Below are 17,618 nucleotides of genomic sequence, written 5' to 3'. Positions count from 1 at the left end.
GTATGCCGTCCGCGCGCCCCGCCCCGCACCGTTCGCCGTGGACCGGACGGGGGACGGCGGGTCAGTGCCGGTCCGGGCACCACTCCATGTACAGACCGTTCTCCAGCAGGATCGCCCCCGGCGGCGCCTCCTTCTCGACGAACCCGAAGGCCCGGTAGAGGCTGCGGGCCCGGGTGTTGTCGGCCCCCACGTCCAGCCAGACCCGTTGCACCTGGGGCCGCCCCGCGGCGTGCTCGAGCAGCTTGCGCAGCAGGAGGCGTCCCAGACCCTGGCCCCGGCCCTCGGGCGCGACGACCATCCGGCGCAGCTCCACCTCCTCCGGCCGGTCGAGCGCCGCCAGGATCCCGAAGGCCACCACCCGGTCGAGGCGGTCGACGAGGACCCAGTGCTCCTTGTCCGGGTCCTCCAGCACCTGCTCGTGCCACTCCCGGCCGCCCTGGCCCAGCCACTGGCCGGTGTCCTGGGCGCTCTCGATCTCCACGACCACGTCCAGGTCGCCGACCCGGGTGGGACGCAGGTAGGACCCCACCACGACGCCGCCGTAGTCGCGGCGGAGCGGCCGGGCCCGGTGGGAGTTGCGTCCGGAGGTGACCTTGGGGGCCGAGACGACCAGCAGCACCAGCTCCTCGTCGCCCTCGTTGCGGATCTGGTGACGCACCCGAGGCGGGACCTCGATGCCCGAACCGGCCACCACTTCCGCGGTCTGCGGCCCGACCGAGACCACGGCCCGGCCCGCGAGCACGTGGAAGTACTCCCGGGAACGGTCGTGGGCGTGCGTGCGGGTCTCGCTGCGGGGGGGCACGGACTCCTGCACGACCGACAGGTCGGAACGGTCGACGAGGTGCCAGACGGTGCACCCGTCGTCCCAGGTCGACCGCCGGGCGGTGTCGGGGCTGATCGGGTCCGGGACCATGGGTGAACGCTACCGGCTGCGGCCGGGTCGGGTCATCAGCCGATCTGGACGGACGGCGAGCCGCCGCTGGCCTCCAGCTCGCCGCTGGCCTCCATCTCCTCCGCGATCCGCATGGCCTCCTCGATGAGCGTCTCCACGATCTGGGACTCCGGCACGGTCTTGATGACCTCGCCCTTGACGAAGATCTGACCCTTGCCGTTGCCGGAGGCCACGCCCAGGTCCGCCTCACGGGCCTCCCCCGGGCCGTTGACGATGCACCCCATGACCGCCACCCGCAGCGGCACCTCCATGCCCTCCAGGCCGGCGGTCACCTCGTCGGCGAGCGTGTAGACGTCGACCTGGGCCCGCCCGCACGAGGGGCAGGAGACGATCTCCAGCTTGCGCGGCTTGAGGTTGAGGCTCTGCAGAATCTGGTTGCCGACCTTGACCTCCTCCACCGGCGGCGCCGAGAGCGAGACCCGGATGGTGTCGCCGATGCCCTTGGAGAGCAGCGCCCCGAAGGCCACCGAGGACTTGATGGTGCCCTGGAACGCGGGCCCGGCCTCGGTCACCCCCAGGTGCAGGGGCCAGTCGCCGCGCTCGGACAGCATCTCGTAGGCGCGCACCATGACGACGGGGTCGTTGTGCTTGACCGAGATCTTGAAGTCGTGGAAGTCGTGCTCCTCGAACAGGCCGGCCTCCCAGACGGCGGACTCCACGAGGGCCTCGGGGGTGGCCTTGCCGTACTTCTTCATGATCCGCGGGTCGAGCGACCCGGCGTTGACGCCGATGCGGATCGAGACCCCTGCGTCCTTGGCGGCCCGGGCGATCTGCTTGACCTGGTCGTCGAACTTGCGGATGTTGCCGGGGTTGACGCGCACCGCCGCGCAGCCGGCGTCGATCGCGGCGTAGACGTACTTGGGCTGGAAGTGGATGTCGGCGATCACCGGGATCTGGGACTTGCGGGCGATGGCCGGCAGGGCGTCGGCGTCGTCCTGGCTGGGGCACGCCACCCGGACGATGTCGCAGCCGGTGGCCGTCAGCTCGGCGATCTGCTGCAGGGTGGCGTTGACGTCTGTCGTGGGCGTCGTGGTCATCGACTGGACCGAGATCGGCGCGTCGCCGCCGACCTCGACCTTGCCCACCCTGATCTTGCGGGTCGGGCGCCGCGGTGCGAGCACCGGAGGGGGCGCGGACGGCATACCGAGCGAGATGGGGTTGCCAGCAGTCATGGGATCGAGTATCGCACCGCCCGGGGGCGGTGCCCTCCTTCGCGGGGGTCGGGTCCGGGTCAGGTGAGCCGGATCGGGGTGACGATGTCGGCGTAGATGAGCAGGGCGGTCATGCCGAGCAGCCCGACGGCGACGGCGTAGGCGACCGGCAGCGCCTTGGCGGTGTCGACCGGCCCCGGGGCGGGCAGCCCCCGGACCCGGTGCCAGGCCTTCTTCACGCCCTCCCACAGCGCTCCGGCGATGTGCCCGCCGTCGAGCGGCAGCAGGGGGATGAGGTTGAAGACGAACAGGGCCATGTTGAGCGAGGCGACCAACGACAGCAGGATCCAGAACCGGTCCGCGACCGACTCGCCGGCGTCGCCGAGGGCCCCGTCGGCGACCTCGCCCGCCACGCGGCCCACGCCCACCACCGACATCGGGCCCTCCGCGTCCCGGTCCTCCACGCCGGCGACCGCCTGGGCGACGTCGACCATGCGCTGGGGCAGCGTCAGCACGATCCGTGCGGTCCCGGTGAACATCTCGCCCACGAAGCCGGGCACGGCCGTGACCGGCTGCGGCTCGTAGACGAACGTGGGGCTGGCCCCCAGGAAGCCGACCTGACCCAGGACCAGCTCGCCCTCCTCGTCCACCTGGTACTGCCCGTCGGGGGTCATCAACGGCCGTTCGCGGAGCACGAGGTCGGCCTCGAGCGTGCGCTCGGCACCCTCCCGCTCGACGGTGAAGGTCGCGGTGTCCCCGGCGTTCTGGATCGCGTAGGTGGTCTGCGCCCACGTCTGCACCGGGGTGCCGTCGACGGCCAGGATCGTGTCCCCGGCCTGCAGGCCCGCAGCCCGGGCCGGGGAGGGGTCCTGCCCCTCGCAGCTGTCGTCGGCGACGTCGGTGTTGGCGCACGCGGCGACGGCGGAGACCGTGGGGGTGAGGGTCCCCACCCCGTGGACGGTGAGGAGCAGCGTCACCAGCACGGCCGCGATGGCCAGGTTCATCAACGGACCGCCCGCCATGACGACCAGACGCTGCCACACCGGCAGCCGGTAGAAGGTGCGGTGCTCCTCCCCCGGCTCGACCTCGTCCAGCGAGTCGGTGCGGGCCTGCTCGATCATCTGGTGGAAAGGGTTGGAGGAGGACCGGCGCAGCCGCCCGCCGTCGGCGGCGCGCGGCGGGAACATCCCGATCATCCGGACGTAGCCGCCCAGCGGGACCGCCTTGACCCCGTACTCGGTCTCTCCCCGGCGGCGGGACCACAGGGTCGGTCCGAAACCCACCATGTACTGGGTGACCTTGACGCCGAACCGCTTGGCGGGCACCAGGTGCCCGACCTCGTGCAGCGCGATCGAGACCGCCACGCCGACGACCATCATCAGCACGCCGAGCAGGTACATCACGGCTGGTCCTCCTGGTGCTGCTCCCGACGGGTCACGGGTGGGCCTGCCGGGGCGGGGCCGTCCCGCCGATCCGGGAGGACGCGGCCCGACGGGCCCAGGCGTCGGCCGCCAGGACCTGGTCCACGGAGAGGTCAACTCCCGGGGCCGCCGATCCGTTCCCGGCGGCGTGGTCCTCCACGACCCGGGCGACGACGTCGACGACCTCGGGAAGGCGCAGCCGCCCGGCGTGGAAGGCCTCGACGCACTCCTCGTTCGCCGCGTTGTAGACCGCCGGGAAGGTCCCCCCGGCGCGGCCCACCCGTTCGGCGAGGCGGACGGCGGGGAAGGCGTCGTGGTCGAGGGGGAAGAACTCCCAGGTGGCGGCGGTGGTCCAGTCGCACGGTGCGGCGACGTCCACGAGCCGGCCGGGCCAGGACAGGCCGAGGGCGATGGGGATGTGCATCGTGGGCGGGGAGGCCTGCACCAGGGTGGAGCCGTCCACGAACTCGACCATCGAGTGCACGACGGACTGCGGGTGGACGACGACCTCGATGTCGTCGAAGGGCACCTCGAAGAGCAGGTGCGCCTCGATCACCTCCAGCCCCTTGTTGACGAGCGTGGCCGAGTTGGTCGTCACCACCGGACCCATGTCCCAGGTGGGGTGCGCCAGCGCCTGCCCGGGGGTGACGTCCATCAGCTGCTCGCGGGTCATGCCGCGGAAGGGTCCGCCGCTGGCGGTGACGACCAGACGGCGCAGCTCCTCGCGCCGTCCGCCCCGCAGGCACTGGGCGATGGCGCTGTGCTCGGAGTCGACCGGGACGATCTGTCCGGGGGCGGCCGCTGCGGTGACGAGGGGACCACCGACGATGAGCGACTCCTTGTTGGCCAGGGCCAGGGTGCTGCCCGCGGCGAGCGCCGCGAGCGTGGGCCGCAGCCCGATGCTGCCGGTGATCCCGTTGAGCACGACCTCCGCCCCGTTCCCGGCGACCGCGGTGGCGGCGTCGGGCCCGGTGAGCACCTCGGGACGGTATGCCGTGCGCCCCGCGGCCCGCGCCGCGTGCTCGAGGGCCTCGCGCAGCTCGTCCAGCACGTGCCGGCCCTCCCGGGCGACGGCCACCTGCTCGGCGCCGAGGTGGACCGCCTGCCTGGCCAGCTGAACCAGGTCGGCTCCTCCGGCGGCGACGGCCCGCACGGAGAAGAGGCCGGGGTGGTCGTCGATCACCTCGACCGCCTGGGTGCCGATGGAGCCGGTGGAGCCGAGGATGGTCACGGAGCGGGACGTCACCGGGCCATTGTGCCCTCCGCCCCGTCGGCCACCCTGCCCAGCACAGCGTCCACGGTGAGCCGGGCCCGGTCGCCCAGCCACGTGCGCGGCACCGGGTGGAGCGTGGTGCGGCCGTCCTCGTCGACCGCCGTGGGACCCGCCCAGCACCCTCCGGGCCCCATCGCGAGCAGCACGCCCGTCGCGGCTGGTGCTCCGGGACCGTCGCCCTTGGGAACGAGGACGGCCAGCTCGGCGAGGACCGTGGGTCGACCGAGGGCCTCGACCAGATGCTCGACCCGGGCCGTGTCGACCTGCACCGGCCCGCCCCGGCCGTCGGCCGCGTCCGGGGGCAGCAGGGCCTCCTCCAGGGACCTGGCCGCCTGCTCCTGGTCGGTCGTCAGGGCCAGCGAGTGCAGGCCCTCCTCGTCGAGGTCCTCGACGCAGGCACCCTGGGCCACCAGGTGCAGGACCCGGGTGGAGCGCACGGGCCGGTGCTCCTCGGGTCCGACTCCGAGCAGCGGCCCGACCAGGCGGGAGGCCACCACACGGACGTCGGCCGAGAGCCGAACGTCCAGGGCCAGCCCGACGGCCGCGGGCAGGTCCGGCGCCCCGTCCTCGGCGACGTCCCCGGGGACGAGGTCACCGTCGGCGGTCAGCAGCCCCCGCGCGCGCAGGGTCCGGCGGGCGTGCTCGGAGGCGCCGTCCGGGTCGGTCCCGCCGAGGTCGGCCCCGCCCGGGCCGGTCCCGCCGGGCTCCGGTCCCCCCGCCAGCTCCCGCAGGTGCGCCTCCTCGAGGACCGCCAGCTCGGAGTCGGTGAGGGTCACGAAGGGGTGCGGGCCGCTCACCAGGACCACCGCAGGGGCAGCACCGGCGACCTCGGCCCGGGGCGCAGGGGAAGGTCGGGCACCACCCCGGTCCGTCCCACCACCCGACCGACCTCGGACCTCCAGCGCCCCGCCGCCCCTCCGAGCCGGGTGGCACCGTCGCCGGCGCGGCGTCCGGTCTGCGCCAGGCGACGCAGCCCTTCACCGGCCCGCGACCGGGCGCGGGCGACCGCGGCCTCCCCCGACCGTCGGACCCAGCCACCCGCCCGGGTTCCCGCGCTCCGGGCCCGCGACCAGGCGGAACGGGCCGCCCTGCCGATCGGTCGTCGGTGGTCGTAGAGCCAGGACCCGGTGGTCCAGACCGTGTAGGCCCCCACGGCCACCGCCCCGGCGAGGGCGACCGGCGGCAGGACCGTCAGCGCCATGGCCGGAATCCCGACCAGCGCTCCGCCCGCGGCGACCCTGGTCACCGTCCCCCGCCAGCCCTGCTGGCCGCCCCCGTCCCGCAGGTCCGAGAGGGCGCCGAACCAGGTCCACACCGGGGCGAGCCGTCCCACGAGGGCGACGGGACCGTGCAGCCGACGGGGCACGAACCGTCCCGGCGGGGCGGGACGTCCCGCCTGCGCCCACCGTTCGGGCGCACCCTGCAGGCGGGTCCGGGCCGCCTCCCGGACCCGTCCGTCGCGCGACCAGCGGGCCTGGGCCAGCGTCGTCAGTCCCGCCACCGCGACCGCGGCCCGACGCGCGGGCCGCCGGGCGGCCGCCAGCTTCCTGCCCGCCGTCCCCAGCGTGGTCACCTGCTCGACCACCGCCCGCAGGGGCAGCACGGCGTCGCGCAGCTGCCGGGCGGCGACGCCCAGGACGAGCTCCAGCTCCTCCCCCGCGGTCCGCACCTGGTCGCGGGCGCGCTCCAGCTCGAGCTGGAGCTGCTCGATCCGCGCGGTCAGGACCGGCAGCACCGACGGGTCGCAGGTGGACGTCGTCACGCGCAGACGGGCGAGCTCCTCGGCCAGCTCCTCCCCCTGCCGCTGCCAGCGGGTCATCTCCTCCCGGGCCAGGGCCGTCGCGTCGGCGACCTCGGAGAGGATCACGCCCGCCCGTTCCCCCGGCAGGGCCAGGGCGGTCACGAGACGGGCGGTCGCCTCGGCGCGGGCCGCCTGCTCCAGGGCCGCCAGCCCCACCCACGCCGGACCCGCTGCGCGGGCGGACCCCACGTCGTCGGCGAGGCCCTGCACCTCCGTCCCCGCCGCCCGCAGCAGGGACGCGACCTCACGCAGCTCCTCCGGACGGGCCCGCAGGGCCGCGCCCGTCCCGCTCACCGCGATGCCCCCGCGCCCAGGACGTCCCAGCCCGTGGCGACCCGGCCCTCGGTCTCCGCGTACGCGCGGGCCGACTCCCTGGTCGCCCGCGCCAGGGCGTCGAGCGCGGTCCCCAGCGCCACGGCATACCGCGTCCACTCCTGGCCGGCCTCGGTCACGGCCGACCTCAGGGCGGCGTCCCCGACCGCCGCTCCCGCCCGCTCCCATCCGGGCCCGACGAGCCGCAGCACCTCCTGCAGCGCCCCCGCGGCGCGGTCGAGCCTGCCGGCGAGCGCCTCGACCGCGCCCACGTCCACGCCGATCCGGTCCACCATCGACCCACCCCTCCTTCGCTGACCGGGCCCCTGCCCGGCGACCTGGTGCGAGGGTAGGACGCGGCGACCCGCCGGCGCACCCGTCGTCCACAGGCGTCCAGGCCCGCTCCGCGCCGGGGTGGCGCCCAGGCCGGGCCGGCCGGGTCAGCGGCCCCGCAGCACCGGGCCGAGGTCGTCCAGGACCGAGACGTCCTCGATCGTGGAGGGGACCAGGGCCTCCTGGCCGTCGGCGATCTGGCGCATCGTCTTGCGCAAAATCTTTCCCGAGCGCGTCTTGGGCAGCGCCTCGACGATGTCCACCTGCCGCAGGGCGGCCACCGCGCCCACCTCCGAGCGCACCCGCTGGACCAGCTCCGCGCGGAGCTGCTCCTGCCCCTCCTCGTCGGGGTCGATGCCGGTTTTGAGCACGACCAGCGCCCGCGGCACCTGCCCCTTCAGCGGGTCGCTGACGCCGATGACCGCGCACTCGGCGACCGCGGGGTGCCCGGCCAGCGCCTCCTCGAGCGACCCCGTGGACAACCGGTGCCCGGCGACGTTCAGCACGTCGTCGGTACGGCCCATGACGAACACGTAACCGTCCTCGTCGACGTACCCGCCGTCGCCGGAGAGGTAGTAGCCCTCGAAGGCGGACAGGTAGGAGGAGACGTAGCGCTCGTCGTCGCCCCACAGGGTCGGCAGGGTCCCCGGCGGCAGCGGCAGCTTCAGGCAGATGGCGCCCTCGGTGCCGCGCTCCACCTCCCGGCCGACCTCGTCGAGGACGCGCACGTCGTAGCCCACCGTCGGCAGCGTGGGGCTGCCCGGCTTGATCTCGAACGGGGCGATCCCCACCGGGTTGGTCGCGATCGGCCACCCGGTCTCGGTCTGCCACCAGTTGTCCACGACCGGCACCCCTAGGTGCTCGGTGGCCCACTGCCAGGTGTCGGGGTCGAGCCGCTCGCCGGCGAGGAAGAGCGTGCGCAGCGAGGACAGGTCGTGGCCGGCCATGAGGGTGGCGTCCGGGTCCTGCTTCTTGATCGCCCGGATCGCGGTCGGGGCGGTGAAGGCGGCGACCACGTCGTACTCGTCGATCAGGCGCCAGTAGGTGCCGGCGTCGGGGGTGCCGACCGGCTTGCCCTCGAAGAGGACCGTCGTGGCTCCGGTGAGCAGCGGCGCGTAGACGATGTAGGAGTGGCCGACCACCCAGCCGACGTCGGAACCGCACAGCCAGGCCTCCCCGGGCTGCACGCCGTAGAGGTTGGTCATCGACCACCGCAGCGCGACGGCATACCCTCCGCTGTCCCGCACGATGCCCTTGGGCTTCCCGGTGGTGCCCGAGGTGTAGAGGACGTAGAGCGGGTCGGTGGCCTCCACGGGCACGCACGCCGCAGGGGCGACCGCGTCCGGGTGCATGAGCCGGTCCCAATCCAGGTCGCGCTCCCCCATCTCGCAGGGGAGCTGCTCGCGCTGCAGGACGACGCAGTGGTCGGGCTTGTGCGCTGAGCGCTGGATCGCCTCGTCGAGCATCGGCTTGTAGGGCACCGTGCGGCTGGGCTCGATGCCGCAGCTGGCCGAGACGACGACCCTGGGCTCGGCGTCCTCGATCCGAGCCGCCAGCTCGGCCGGGGCGAACCCGCCGAAGACGACCGAGTGGACGGCACCGATGCGGGCGCACGCCAGCATCGCCACGACGGCCTCGGGCACCATCGGCATGTAGACGACGACCCGGTCGCCCTTGGCCACGCCCAGGTCGCGCAGGACACCGGCGAACCGGGCCACGAGGTCCAGCAGCTGAGCGTAGGTGTAGCTGCGCTTCGTGCCGGCCACGGGGCTGTCGTAGATCAGCGCCGTCTGGTCGGCCCGGCCGTGGACGACGTGCCGGTCCAGGGCGTTGAAGCAGACGTTGAGCCGGCCTCCGGCGAACCAGCGGTAGAACGGCGGGTTGCTGTCGTCCAGGACCGTGCGCGGCGGGGTGGTCCAGTCGATGAGCCCGGCGGCCTCCCCCCAGAAGTCCTGCGGGTCCGTGAGGCTCGCGGCGACCAGGTCTCGGTAGCTCTGCCGGGCGTCGTTGTCCATGGCTCTCCACTCCGATCGTTCCGCACCGCCGCCACCCGGGTCGGGATGAGGTCGGTGACTACCCTCAGGGTATGCAGAGCGGCAGCGGACGTCCCCGCCAGGTCCCCCCGGTGCCGGCGGGTCGGGTCAGGACGTCGGCGTCGGCGGCGAGGTGCGGTACGGCCGGGCGCAGGGCGTGCGGGTGGGCGCCGGCCGCGAGATCGAGGACCAGCACGCCTGGGAGCGGGCGCTGCGCTCCCCCGAACCGCTGCACAACCTGCGGCTGCAGGGCCTGGACCTGCGCTCGCACCGCGACCTGCTGCTCGGGCGGGAGGACCTGGGCGACATCGTCGTGCTGGGCGGCCACCTGGACGACGAGGTCGAGGAGCACCTGCGCCGGCACGGCGCGATCGTCTTCCCGGCCGATCCCCGTGCACCGGTGGACCCCTACCGGGCCCGGCTCTACACGCCCCAGGAGCTCTACGCCGGTCTGGACGAGGTCGGTTACGCCCACACCGTGGACGCCAGGGCCTACGCCTGGTCGCGGGACGCGTCCGTGGCGCACGACGCCTACGTCACGGCGCTGCGCGCGATCCACGACGACGCGATGGCCGACGCCCTCGCCGCGGTCGTCGCCGGCCGCCGGGTCGTCGGGGTGATGGGGGGCCACGCGCTGCGCCGGGGCACCGGGGACTTCGCCACGGCTGCCGTGCTGGGGCACCGCCTGGCCAGCGCCGGGACGCTGGTGGTCACCGGTGGCGGCCCCGGGGCCATGGAGGCGGCCAACCTGGGCGCGTGGGCCCCGGACGGCGACGTGCTCGACCACGCCCTGGCCGAGGTCGCCCGGGTGCCGGACTTCGCGCCCGACATCGCCGCCTGGGTCTCCCCCGCCCTGCAGTTGCGCTCGGGTGCGCCCGCAGAGGGGCCGCGGGCCCTGCGCAGCCTGGGCGTCCCGACGTGGTTCTACGGCCACGAGCCGCCCAACGCCTTCGCCCAGCTCGTCGCGAAGTTCTTCTCCAACGCCGTGCGCGAGGACCTGCTGCTGGCGCACTCCCGTGGTGGCCTGGTCGTGCTGCCGGGGGCCGCCGGGACCGTGCAGGAGGTCTTCCAGGCGGCGACCCGGCTCTACTACGAGGTGGACGTGGAGCTCGGTCCCCTCGCTCCCCTGGTCCTGGTGGGACGCGAGCACTGGACCGGGCACCTGCCCGTGTGGCCGCTGCTGCGGTCGCTCGGGCGAGGGCGCGCGATGGCCGGGGCCGTGCACCTGGTCGACACGGTCGAGGAGGCGGCGGACCTGCTCAGTCCGTGACCGCGGCCAGCTGGCCGCACGCTCCGTCGATCTCCGAGCCACGGGTGTCGCGCACGGTCGTGGGGATGCCGTGGGCGAGCAGCCGCTCGACGAACTGCTGCTCGACCCCCCGGCGGGAGGCGGTCCACTTCGAGCCCGGCGTGGGGTTCAGCGGGATCGGGTTGACGTGCACCCAGCCGCGGCCGCGGGCGTTGAGCTTCTCCCCCAGCAGGTCGGCCCGCCAGGCGTGGTCGTTGATGTCCTTGATGAGCGCGTACTCGATGCTGACCCGGCGCCCGGTGGTGTCGAAGTAGCGGCGCGCGGCGTCGAGCGCCTCGTCCACCTTCCAGCGGGTGTTGATCGGGACGAGCTCGTCGCGCAGCTCGTCGTCGGGGGCGTGCAGGCTCAGCGCCAGGGTCACCGGGATGCCCTCGCCCGCGAGCTTGTCGATGGCCGGGACCAGGCCCACCGTGGACATCGTGATGCCCCGCGCGGACATGCCCAGACCGCCGGGGGCGGGGTCGACGAGCCGACGGATCGCGTCGACCGCCCGCCGGTAGTTGGCCAGGGCCTCGCCCATCCCCATGAAGACGACGTTGGAGACCCGCAGGGCCTGCTCCACGCTCTGCTCGGCGGACGCGTCGTGCCCACCCTCGACGGCCGTCCCGGTCCCCAGCTCCCCGTGCCGCAGCGCCCGGGCCGCGGCGACGACCTGCTCCACGATCTCGGCCGTCGACAGGTTGCGCGTCAGACCCTGCTGGCCGGTGGCGCAGAACGGGCAGTTCATCCCGCAGCCGGCCTGGCTGGAGATGCACATGGTCACCCGCCCGGGGTAGCGCATGAGCACGGACTCGACCATGGCTCCGTCGTGCAGCCGGTGCACCTGCTTGAGCGTGGCCCCGTCGTCCGCCGACAGGGTCCGCACGGGGGTCAGCAGCTCCGGCAGCAGGGTGCCGACCAGCTCGGCACGGCCGGCTCCCGGCAGGTCGGTCATCTGCTCCGGGTCGGCGACCAGCCGCTCGAAGTAGTGGCGCGAGACCTGGTCGGCGCGGAACCCGGGGACGCCCAGCTCGCCGGCCCACGCCTTGCGGCCGGCCAGGTCCAGGTCGGCCAGGTGCTGGGGGGCCTTGCCGCGGCGGGGCGCGCTGAAGGTCAGCGTCCCGGGGGCGGGACGGGTGGCGGGGGTCGGCAGCTCGGTGGTCATCCTCACCATTGTCGCACCGGGGCCGGCTCAGACGAGCACGCGCAGCAGGGCCCAGCAGACCGGCGCGGTGACCAGCAGGGAGTCCAGGCGGTCCATGATGCCCCCGTGACCGGGCAGCAGGTGGCCCATGTCCTTGATCCCCAGGTCCCGCTTGATCGAGGACTCGGCCAGGTCCCCGACCGTGGCGAAGGAGGCCGCGACGGCACCGACGACCAGCCCCGCCCACCACGGCCCGTCCAGGAGCAGCACGACGGCCAGCATGCCGACCACGGCGCTGGTGCCGACCGACCCGGCGAAGCCCTCCCACGACTTCTTCGGCGACAACGAGGGTGCCATGGGGGTGCGTCCCTTCAGGACGCCCACGGCATACCCCCCGGTGTCGCTGGCGACGGTGACCAGGACGAAGGTGAGGATGCGCCCCGCCCCGTCCGGCTCGGCGAACATGAGGGCAGCCACGGCGGCCAGGACGGGGACGTAGGCGACGACGAACACGCCGCCGGCGATGTCCCGGACGGCGTCCTCGGGCGGACCGACCGAGCGCCACAGCAGCACCAGGCACGCCGCGGCCGCGAACCCCAGCGCCAGACCGTCCGGACCGGTCAGGTAGGCCAGCGGGACCAGCCCGGCGGCCAGCAGCATCGGGGGCAGCGGCGGGGTGATCCGCCCCTGCCGCAGCGCGTGGTCCAGCTCCCAGACCCCGATCACCGCGACGAGGGTGACCAGCGCGACGAACGCGGCCGGGGAGAACAGCAGCAGGACGACGATGAGGGCGATCAGGCCCAGTCCCACCGCCGTGGCCGCGGGCAGGTTGCGGCCCGCCCGGCCCGGGGGCCTCTTCTCGCCGGCCGGAGGACGCACGGCCGCGCGGGCGCGGTAGGCCCGTCGGGAGGTCGGCCGGCCGGGTTCCTGCGTCGTCGGTTCGGGGCTCACGGTGGCGGGTCGGACCGGCTGCTCAGACGTCGAGCAGCTCGGTCTCCTTGTGCTTGAGGATCTCGTCGACGGCCTCGACGTGCCGCTTGGTGAGGGCCTCCAGCTCCTTCTCGGCCCGGGTGCCCTCGTCCTCGCCCACCTCGCCGTCCTTGACGGCCCGGTCGATGGTGTCCTTGGCGTGCCGGCGCACGTGGCGCACCGAGACCTTGGCGTCCTCGCCCTTGGTGTGGGCCAGCTTGATGTACTCGCGGCGCCGCTCCTCGGTCAGCTGCGGCATGACGATGCGGATGGCGTTGCCGTCGTTGCCCGGGTTGGCCCCCAGGTCGGAGTCGCGCAGCGCCTTCTCGATGGCCGTCATCGCGCTCTTGTCGTAGGGAGTGATGAGCAGGGTGCGCGCGTCCTGGACGGTGAACGAGGCCAGCTGCTGCATCGGGGTGGGCGAGCCGTAGTAGTCCACCTCCAGCTTGGCGAACATCCCCGGGTGGGCCCGGCCGGTGCGGATCGAGGCCATGTCCTCGCGCGCCACCTCCAGCGCCTTGTCCATCTTCTCCTCGGCCTCCATGAGGGCCAGCTCGATGACCTCGGACATCCTCGGTACCGCTCCTTCGTCGTGTCGGTGGTTCTGCGTCGTTCGTCGTTCGGTGTGCCGGCGGTGCCGCCGGGCGTGCCCGGGGGGTCAGCCGGCGGTGACCATGGTCCCGATCCTCTCACCCGTGATCGCCCGGGTGATGGCGTCCTGGTCGTCCATGCCGAACACGAGCATCGGCAGCTCGTTGTCCATGCAGAGGCTGAAGGCGGCGGCGTCGACGACCCGCAGGTTGCCGGCGAGGGCCTCGGAGAAGGTCAGCTCCTCCAGCTTGACCGCGTCGTCGTCGGTCCGCGGGTCGGCGGTGTAGACGCCGTCGACCCCGTGCTTGCTCATCAGCACCTGGTCGCACTTGATCTCCAGGGCACGCTGGGCCGAGACGGTGTCGGTGGAGAAGTACGGCATCCCCGCGCCGGCCCCGAAGATGACCACCCGCCCCTTCTCCAGGTGCCGGATGGCCTTGCGGGGGATGTAGGGCTCGGCCACCTGGCCCATGGTGATCGCGGTCTGCACCCGGGTGTCCACGCCCTCCTTCTCCAGGAAGTCCTGCAGCGCCAGGCAGTTCATGACCGTGCCGAGCATGCCCATGTAGTCGGCCCGCGCCCGCTCCATCCCGCGCTGCTGCAGCTGGGCCCCCCGGAAGAAGTTGCCGCCGCCCATGACCACCGCGATCTGCACCCCCGTGCGGTGCGCGGCCGCGATCTGCCGGGCGATCCCCCGGACCACGTCCGGGTCCAGCCCGACCGCACCGCCGCCGAAGGCCTCGCCGGACAGCTTGAGCAGGACGCGACGGGCGGAGTGCTCCTCGTCGGTGGCGGCCGGGGAGGTGGGGGTCTGGACGGTCGCGGGCGCGGCGCTGGTCGGCATGCGGAGAACCTCCGGGGTATGCGGTGGGCGGTCGCCCGATCCTGCCACACCGCGACTGTGCGGACCCACCTCGACCGACCGGGACGGGGACCGGTCCCGGGGAGGGCACGGACGTGCCACGGGCCCGCAGCCGTGCGGCTGCGGGCCCGTGGACGGGGTGCTCGTGCGGGTCAGACGCCGACCTTGAACCGGGCGAAACCGGTGACGGTTGCGCCGGCCTCCTGGGCCACCTGGGCGACGGACCTCTTGTTGTCCTTGGCGAACGCCTGGTCGAGCAGGACGTTCTCCTTGAAGAAGCCGTTGACGCGACCTTCGACGATCTTGGGCAGCGCCTGCTCCGGCTTGCCCTCCTCGCGTGCGGTCTCCTCGGCGATCCGACGCTCCTTCTCCACGGTCTCGGCGTCGATCTCGTCGCGGGACAGGACCGAGGGCGAGAACGCGGCGACGTGCATCGCGATGTCGCGGGCCACCTGCTCGTCGCCCCCGCTGGTGGCGACGAGGACACCGATCTGCGCGGGCAGGTCGGGGTTGGTCTTGTGCAGGTAGGAGACGACCTGGTCACCGGTGACGCGCGCCACCCGACGGACCTCGATCTTCTCGCCCAGACCGGCGTTGGCCTCGTCGACGATCTCCTTGACGCTGCGGCCGTCCAGCTCGGAGGCCAGCAGCGACTCGGCGTCGGTGGCGCCGGCCGCGACGGCCTGGGCCAGCAGCTGGTCGGCCAGCTCGCCGAACTTCGGGTTCTTGGCCACGAAGTCGGTCTCGCAGTTGACCTCGACCAGGGTGCCGACGCCACCGTCGACGTGCGCCCGGACCAGGCCGTTGGAGGCCGACCGGCCCTCGCGCTTGGTGACGCCCTTCAGACCCTTGACGCGCAGGATCTCGGTGGCCTTGGACAGGTCGCCGTCGGCCTCGTCGAGCGCCTTCTTCACGTCCATCATGCCGGCGCCGGTGGACTCGCGCAGGGTCTTGATGTCAGCGGCGGTGTAGTTCGCCATGAGTACGGTTTCGCTCCTTCTGGATGCGGGTGGCGGTGGTCAGGACTGGACGGACTCGTCGTCGGCGGCCGGGGACTGCTCGGCCACGGCCTCCTGGGCCTCGACCTGGACGGCCTCCGCGTCGTCCGCGGAGGTGCCGATCGCCTCGACCGGGCTCTCGACCGCGGGCGCCTCCTCGTCGACGGCAGGAGCGTCCTCGGCGACCGTCCCGGCGTCCGCGGTGGCCGCGGTGACGTCGGTGGTGGCGGTCGGCGCGTCAGCGGCTGGCGCGTCAGCGGCTGGCGAGTCAGCGCCGGCCGCGGGACCCTGCTCGGTCTCGGCCCCGGCCAGCAGCTCGCGCTCCCACTCGGCCATCGGCTCGGCCGCAGCGGTCTCCTCCGAGGAGCCTCCGCCCGAGCGCGACATCAGGCCGTCGGCGACCGCGTCGGCGACGACCCGGGTCAGCAGCGTGACCGACCGGATGGCGTCGTCGTTGCCGGGGATCTTGTAGTCGACCTCGTCCGGGTCGCAGTTGGTGTCGAGGATCGCGATGACCGGCAGGCCCAGCTTGCGGGCCTCGGTGACGGCCAGGTGCTCCTTCTTGGTGTCCACGACCCAGATGGCCGAGGGGACCTTCTGCATGTCGCGGATGCCACCCAGGGTGCGCGCCAGCTTCTCGTACTCGCGGCGCATCATGAGGAGCTCCTTCTTCGTGCGGCCGCTGCCGGCCACGTCGTCGAAGTCGATCTCCTCGAGCTCCTTGAGGCGGGTCAGCCTCTTGGAGACGGTCTGGAAGTTGGTGAGCATGCCGCCCAGCCACCGGTGGTTCACGTAGGGCATGCCGACCCGGGTCGCCTGCTCCGCCACCGACTCCTGCGCCTGCTTCTTCGTGCCGACGAACAGGATCGTCCCGCCGTGGGCCACGGTCTGCTTGACGAAGTCGTAGGCCTCGTTGAGGTAGGTCAGCGACTGCTGCAGGTCGATGATGTAGATGCCGTTGCGCTCGGTCATGATGAAGCGCTTCATCTTGGGGTTCCAGCGACGGGTCTGGTGCCCGAAGTGGACGCCGCTCTCGAGGAGCTGGCGCATGGTGACGACGGCCATGCCGTGGTCTCGCTCTCTGTCGAAGGTGCAGTTGGTGTCCTGGCCCGGGGACGTGCCCCACCCGTGCCGGATCTGCCGGAACGGGACCGCGGGGTGCGCCGCCGCTGTCGACCGTCACCGGTCCGTCGGCCGCGCCCGGGCGCGAATTCGTGTGGCGGCTCCGACCGCGATGCGGGCAGGGCACACCACACGTGGTGCCCATGGTACGCCAGGCGGGCCGCCCGGCCCAATCCCCGGGGCCCGCGGCTACGGTGGGCCGATGACCTCGCCACTGGTGTCCAGGATGCGCCCCTTCGGCACGACCATCTTCGCGGAGATGACGCAGCGCGCGCTGCAGCACGACGCCGTGAACCTGGGTCAGGGGTTCCCCGACACCGACGGTCCCTCCCGGATGCTGCAGATCGCGGCCGAGGGGCTGCACGGCGGCCTGAACCAGTACGCGCCGGCCCGCGGGCTGCCGGTGCTGCGGCAGGCCGTGGCCGAGCACCAGCAGCGCTTCTACGGCATACCCCTGGACCCGGACACCCAGGTCCTGGTGACGGTGGGCGCGACCGAGGGCATCGCCGCGGCGCTGCTGGCCCTCGTCGAGCCGGGTGACGAGGTGGTCGTCATCGAGCCGGCGTACGACTCCTACGACGCCTCCGTGGCCCTGGCCGGCGGCGTCCGGCGACCGGTCGCGCTGCGCTTCCCGGATCTCGCGCTGGACCTGGACACCGTGCGCGACGCGGTCACCGCGCGCACGCGCGTGCTGCTGGTCAACACCCCGCACAACCCGACCGGCAAGGTCTTCACCACCGAGGAGCTCCAGGGTCTGGCGGCGGTCGCCCGCGAGCACGACCTGTGGGTCGTCTCCGACGAGGTCTACGAGCACCTCGTCTTCGACGGCCGCCGGCACGTGCCGATCGCCACCCTGCCGGGGATGGCCGAGCGGACCCTGACCATCTCCTCGGTGGGCAAGACCTTCTCCCTGACGGGCTGGAAGACCGGATGGGTCACCGGACCGGCCGACGCGGTCGCCGCCGTGGCCGCCGTCAAGCAGTTCCTCACCTTCGTCGGCGTCACCCACCTCCAGCCCGCCGTCGCCCACGGCCTGGGCCTGCCGGAGGCGTTCTTCACCGGGTTCGCCGCCGAGCTGCAGGCCAAGCGCGACCTGCTGGTCGAGGCCCTCGCCCGGGTCGGGGTGCCGGTCGCCCCGAGCGAGGGCACCTACTTCGTCGTCGCCGACCTCTCCGGGCACGGGGTCGAGGACGCCGTCGACTTCTGCCGCCGGATGCCGGTGGAGATCGGGGTCGTGGGGGTGCCGGTGTCGGTCTTCTGCAGCGACCCGGCACCGGTCGCCTCGCTCGTCCGGTTCGCCTTCTGCAAGCGGGACGAGGTGCTGGAGGAGGCGGCGCGCCGCCTGCAGGTCCTCGGTCCGCGCTGAGA

Annotated in this window: 16 protein-coding genes; 2 read left to right on the top strand and 14 right to left on the bottom strand. The window is 73.5% G+C overall.

All coding sequences use genetic code 11. The features are described 5' to 3' along the window. Positions 1–61: 61 nt before the first annotated feature. From ACWHYA_RS10650 to ACWHYA_RS10615, 8 genes are all read right to left on the bottom strand, one after another. Positions 62–913 (bottom strand): GNAT family N-acetyltransferase, encoded by an 852-nt coding sequence (locus ACWHYA_RS10650; RefSeq protein WP_425941223.1) that lies wholly within the window; start codon positions 911–913, stop codon positions 62–64. Between the two features lie 35 nt (positions 914–948). Next, on the bottom strand, positions 949–2,124 hold the full coding sequence (ispG, locus tag ACWHYA_RS10645; protein ID WP_425941225.1) for a flavodoxin-dependent (E)-4-hydroxy-3-methylbut-2-enyl-diphosphate synthase: 1,176 nt from the start codon (positions 2,122–2,124) through the stop codon (positions 949–951). Positions 2,125–2,183: 59 nt separating this feature from the next. After that, the gene (locus ACWHYA_RS10640; RefSeq protein WP_425941818.1) at positions 2,184–3,503 is read right to left on the bottom strand and encodes a M50 family metallopeptidase; all 1,320 of its coding nucleotides are present in this window, start codon (positions 3,501–3,503) and stop codon (positions 2,184–2,186) included. Positions 3,504–3,537: 34 nt separating this feature from the next. Beyond that, entirely contained in the window at positions 3,538–4,770 is a 1,233-nt protein-coding gene (gene dxr, locus ACWHYA_RS10635) for a 1-deoxy-D-xylulose-5-phosphate reductoisomerase (protein WP_425941227.1), read from the bottom strand. Beyond that, positions 4,767–5,594, bottom strand: coding sequence for a hypothetical protein (locus ACWHYA_RS10630; protein WP_425941229.1), 828 nt, complete (start codon positions 5,592–5,594; stop codon positions 4,767–4,769). Before ACWHYA_RS10630 ends, dxr begins: the two co-directional genes overlap by 4 nt. After that, the gene (locus ACWHYA_RS10625) at positions 5,591–6,892 is read right to left on the bottom strand and encodes a hypothetical protein (RefSeq protein WP_425941231.1); all 1,302 of its coding nucleotides are present in this window, start codon (positions 6,890–6,892) and stop codon (positions 5,591–5,593) included. The genes ACWHYA_RS10630 and ACWHYA_RS10625 overlap by 4 nt, the downstream gene beginning before the upstream one ends. Then, a complete protein-coding gene (locus ACWHYA_RS10620; RefSeq protein ID WP_425941233.1) occupies positions 6,889–7,206 on the bottom strand; it encodes a WXG100 family type VII secretion target in 318 nt (105 codons plus the stop codon). Before ACWHYA_RS10620 ends, ACWHYA_RS10625 begins: the two co-directional genes overlap by 4 nt. A 144-nt stretch (positions 7,207–7,350) precedes the next feature. Continuing rightward, positions 7,351–9,258, bottom strand: a complete 1,908-nt coding sequence (locus ACWHYA_RS10615) for a propionyl-CoA synthetase (protein WP_425941234.1) — start codon at positions 9,256–9,258, stop codon at positions 7,351–7,353. A gap of 181 nt (positions 9,259–9,439) precedes the next feature. Here ACWHYA_RS10615 and ACWHYA_RS10610 point away from each other — a divergent pair, with 181 nt between their 5' ends. Continuing rightward, complete coding sequence (locus ACWHYA_RS10610; protein ID WP_448095592.1) at positions 9,440–10,546, top strand: LOG family protein; 1,107 nt, start codon at positions 9,440–9,442, stop codon at positions 10,544–10,546. Here the strand turns inward: ACWHYA_RS10610 and rlmN are convergent. The 6 genes from rlmN to rpsB form a co-directional block, all read right to left on the bottom strand. Then, positions 10,536–11,729: a 23S rRNA (adenine(2503)-C(2))-methyltransferase RlmN gene (gene rlmN, locus ACWHYA_RS10605; RefSeq protein WP_425941237.1), complete on the bottom strand. Its 1,194-nt coding sequence runs from the start codon at positions 11,727–11,729 to the stop codon at positions 10,536–10,538. The two genes, ACWHYA_RS10610 and rlmN, sit on opposite strands and share 11 nt — an antisense overlap. Before the next feature lie 27 nt (positions 11,730–11,756). Continuing rightward, a complete protein-coding gene (locus ACWHYA_RS10600; RefSeq protein WP_425941239.1) occupies positions 11,757–12,659 on the bottom strand; it encodes a phosphatidate cytidylyltransferase in 903 nt (300 codons plus the stop codon). Positions 12,660–12,681: 22 nt separating this feature from the next. Beyond that, on the bottom strand, positions 12,682–13,248 hold the full coding sequence (gene frr, locus ACWHYA_RS10595) for a ribosome recycling factor (RefSeq protein ID WP_425941241.1): 567 nt from the start codon (positions 13,246–13,248) through the stop codon (positions 12,682–12,684). A gap of 87 nt (positions 13,249–13,335) precedes the next feature. Then, positions 13,336–14,112 carry a UMP kinase gene (pyrH, locus tag ACWHYA_RS10590; RefSeq protein ID WP_425941243.1) on the bottom strand — a complete coding sequence of 259 codons (777 nt, stop codon included), beginning with the start codon at positions 14,110–14,112 and terminating at the stop codon, positions 13,336–13,338. Positions 14,113–14,282: 170 nt separating this feature from the next. Further along, positions 14,283–15,110 (bottom strand): translation elongation factor Ts, encoded by an 828-nt coding sequence (gene tsf / locus ACWHYA_RS10585; protein WP_425941244.1) that lies wholly within the window; start codon positions 15,108–15,110, stop codon positions 14,283–14,285. A 39-nt stretch (positions 15,111–15,149) separates the two neighbouring features. After that, on the bottom strand, positions 15,150–16,193 hold the full coding sequence (gene rpsB / locus ACWHYA_RS10580; protein ID WP_425941246.1) for a 30S ribosomal protein S2: 1,044 nt from the start codon (positions 16,191–16,193) through the stop codon (positions 15,150–15,152). 259 nt (positions 16,194–16,452) lie between these two features. Here rpsB and ACWHYA_RS10575 point away from each other — a divergent pair, with 259 nt between their 5' ends. Further along, a complete protein-coding gene (locus tag ACWHYA_RS10575) occupies positions 16,453–17,616 on the top strand; it encodes a pyridoxal phosphate-dependent aminotransferase (protein WP_425941248.1) in 1,164 nt (387 codons plus the stop codon). Positions 17,617–17,618 lie beyond the last annotated feature (2 nt).

Source organism: Ornithinimicrobium carbonis, from assembly GCF_977012275.1.
This window is presented reverse-complemented; position numbering and strand designations above follow the sequence as displayed.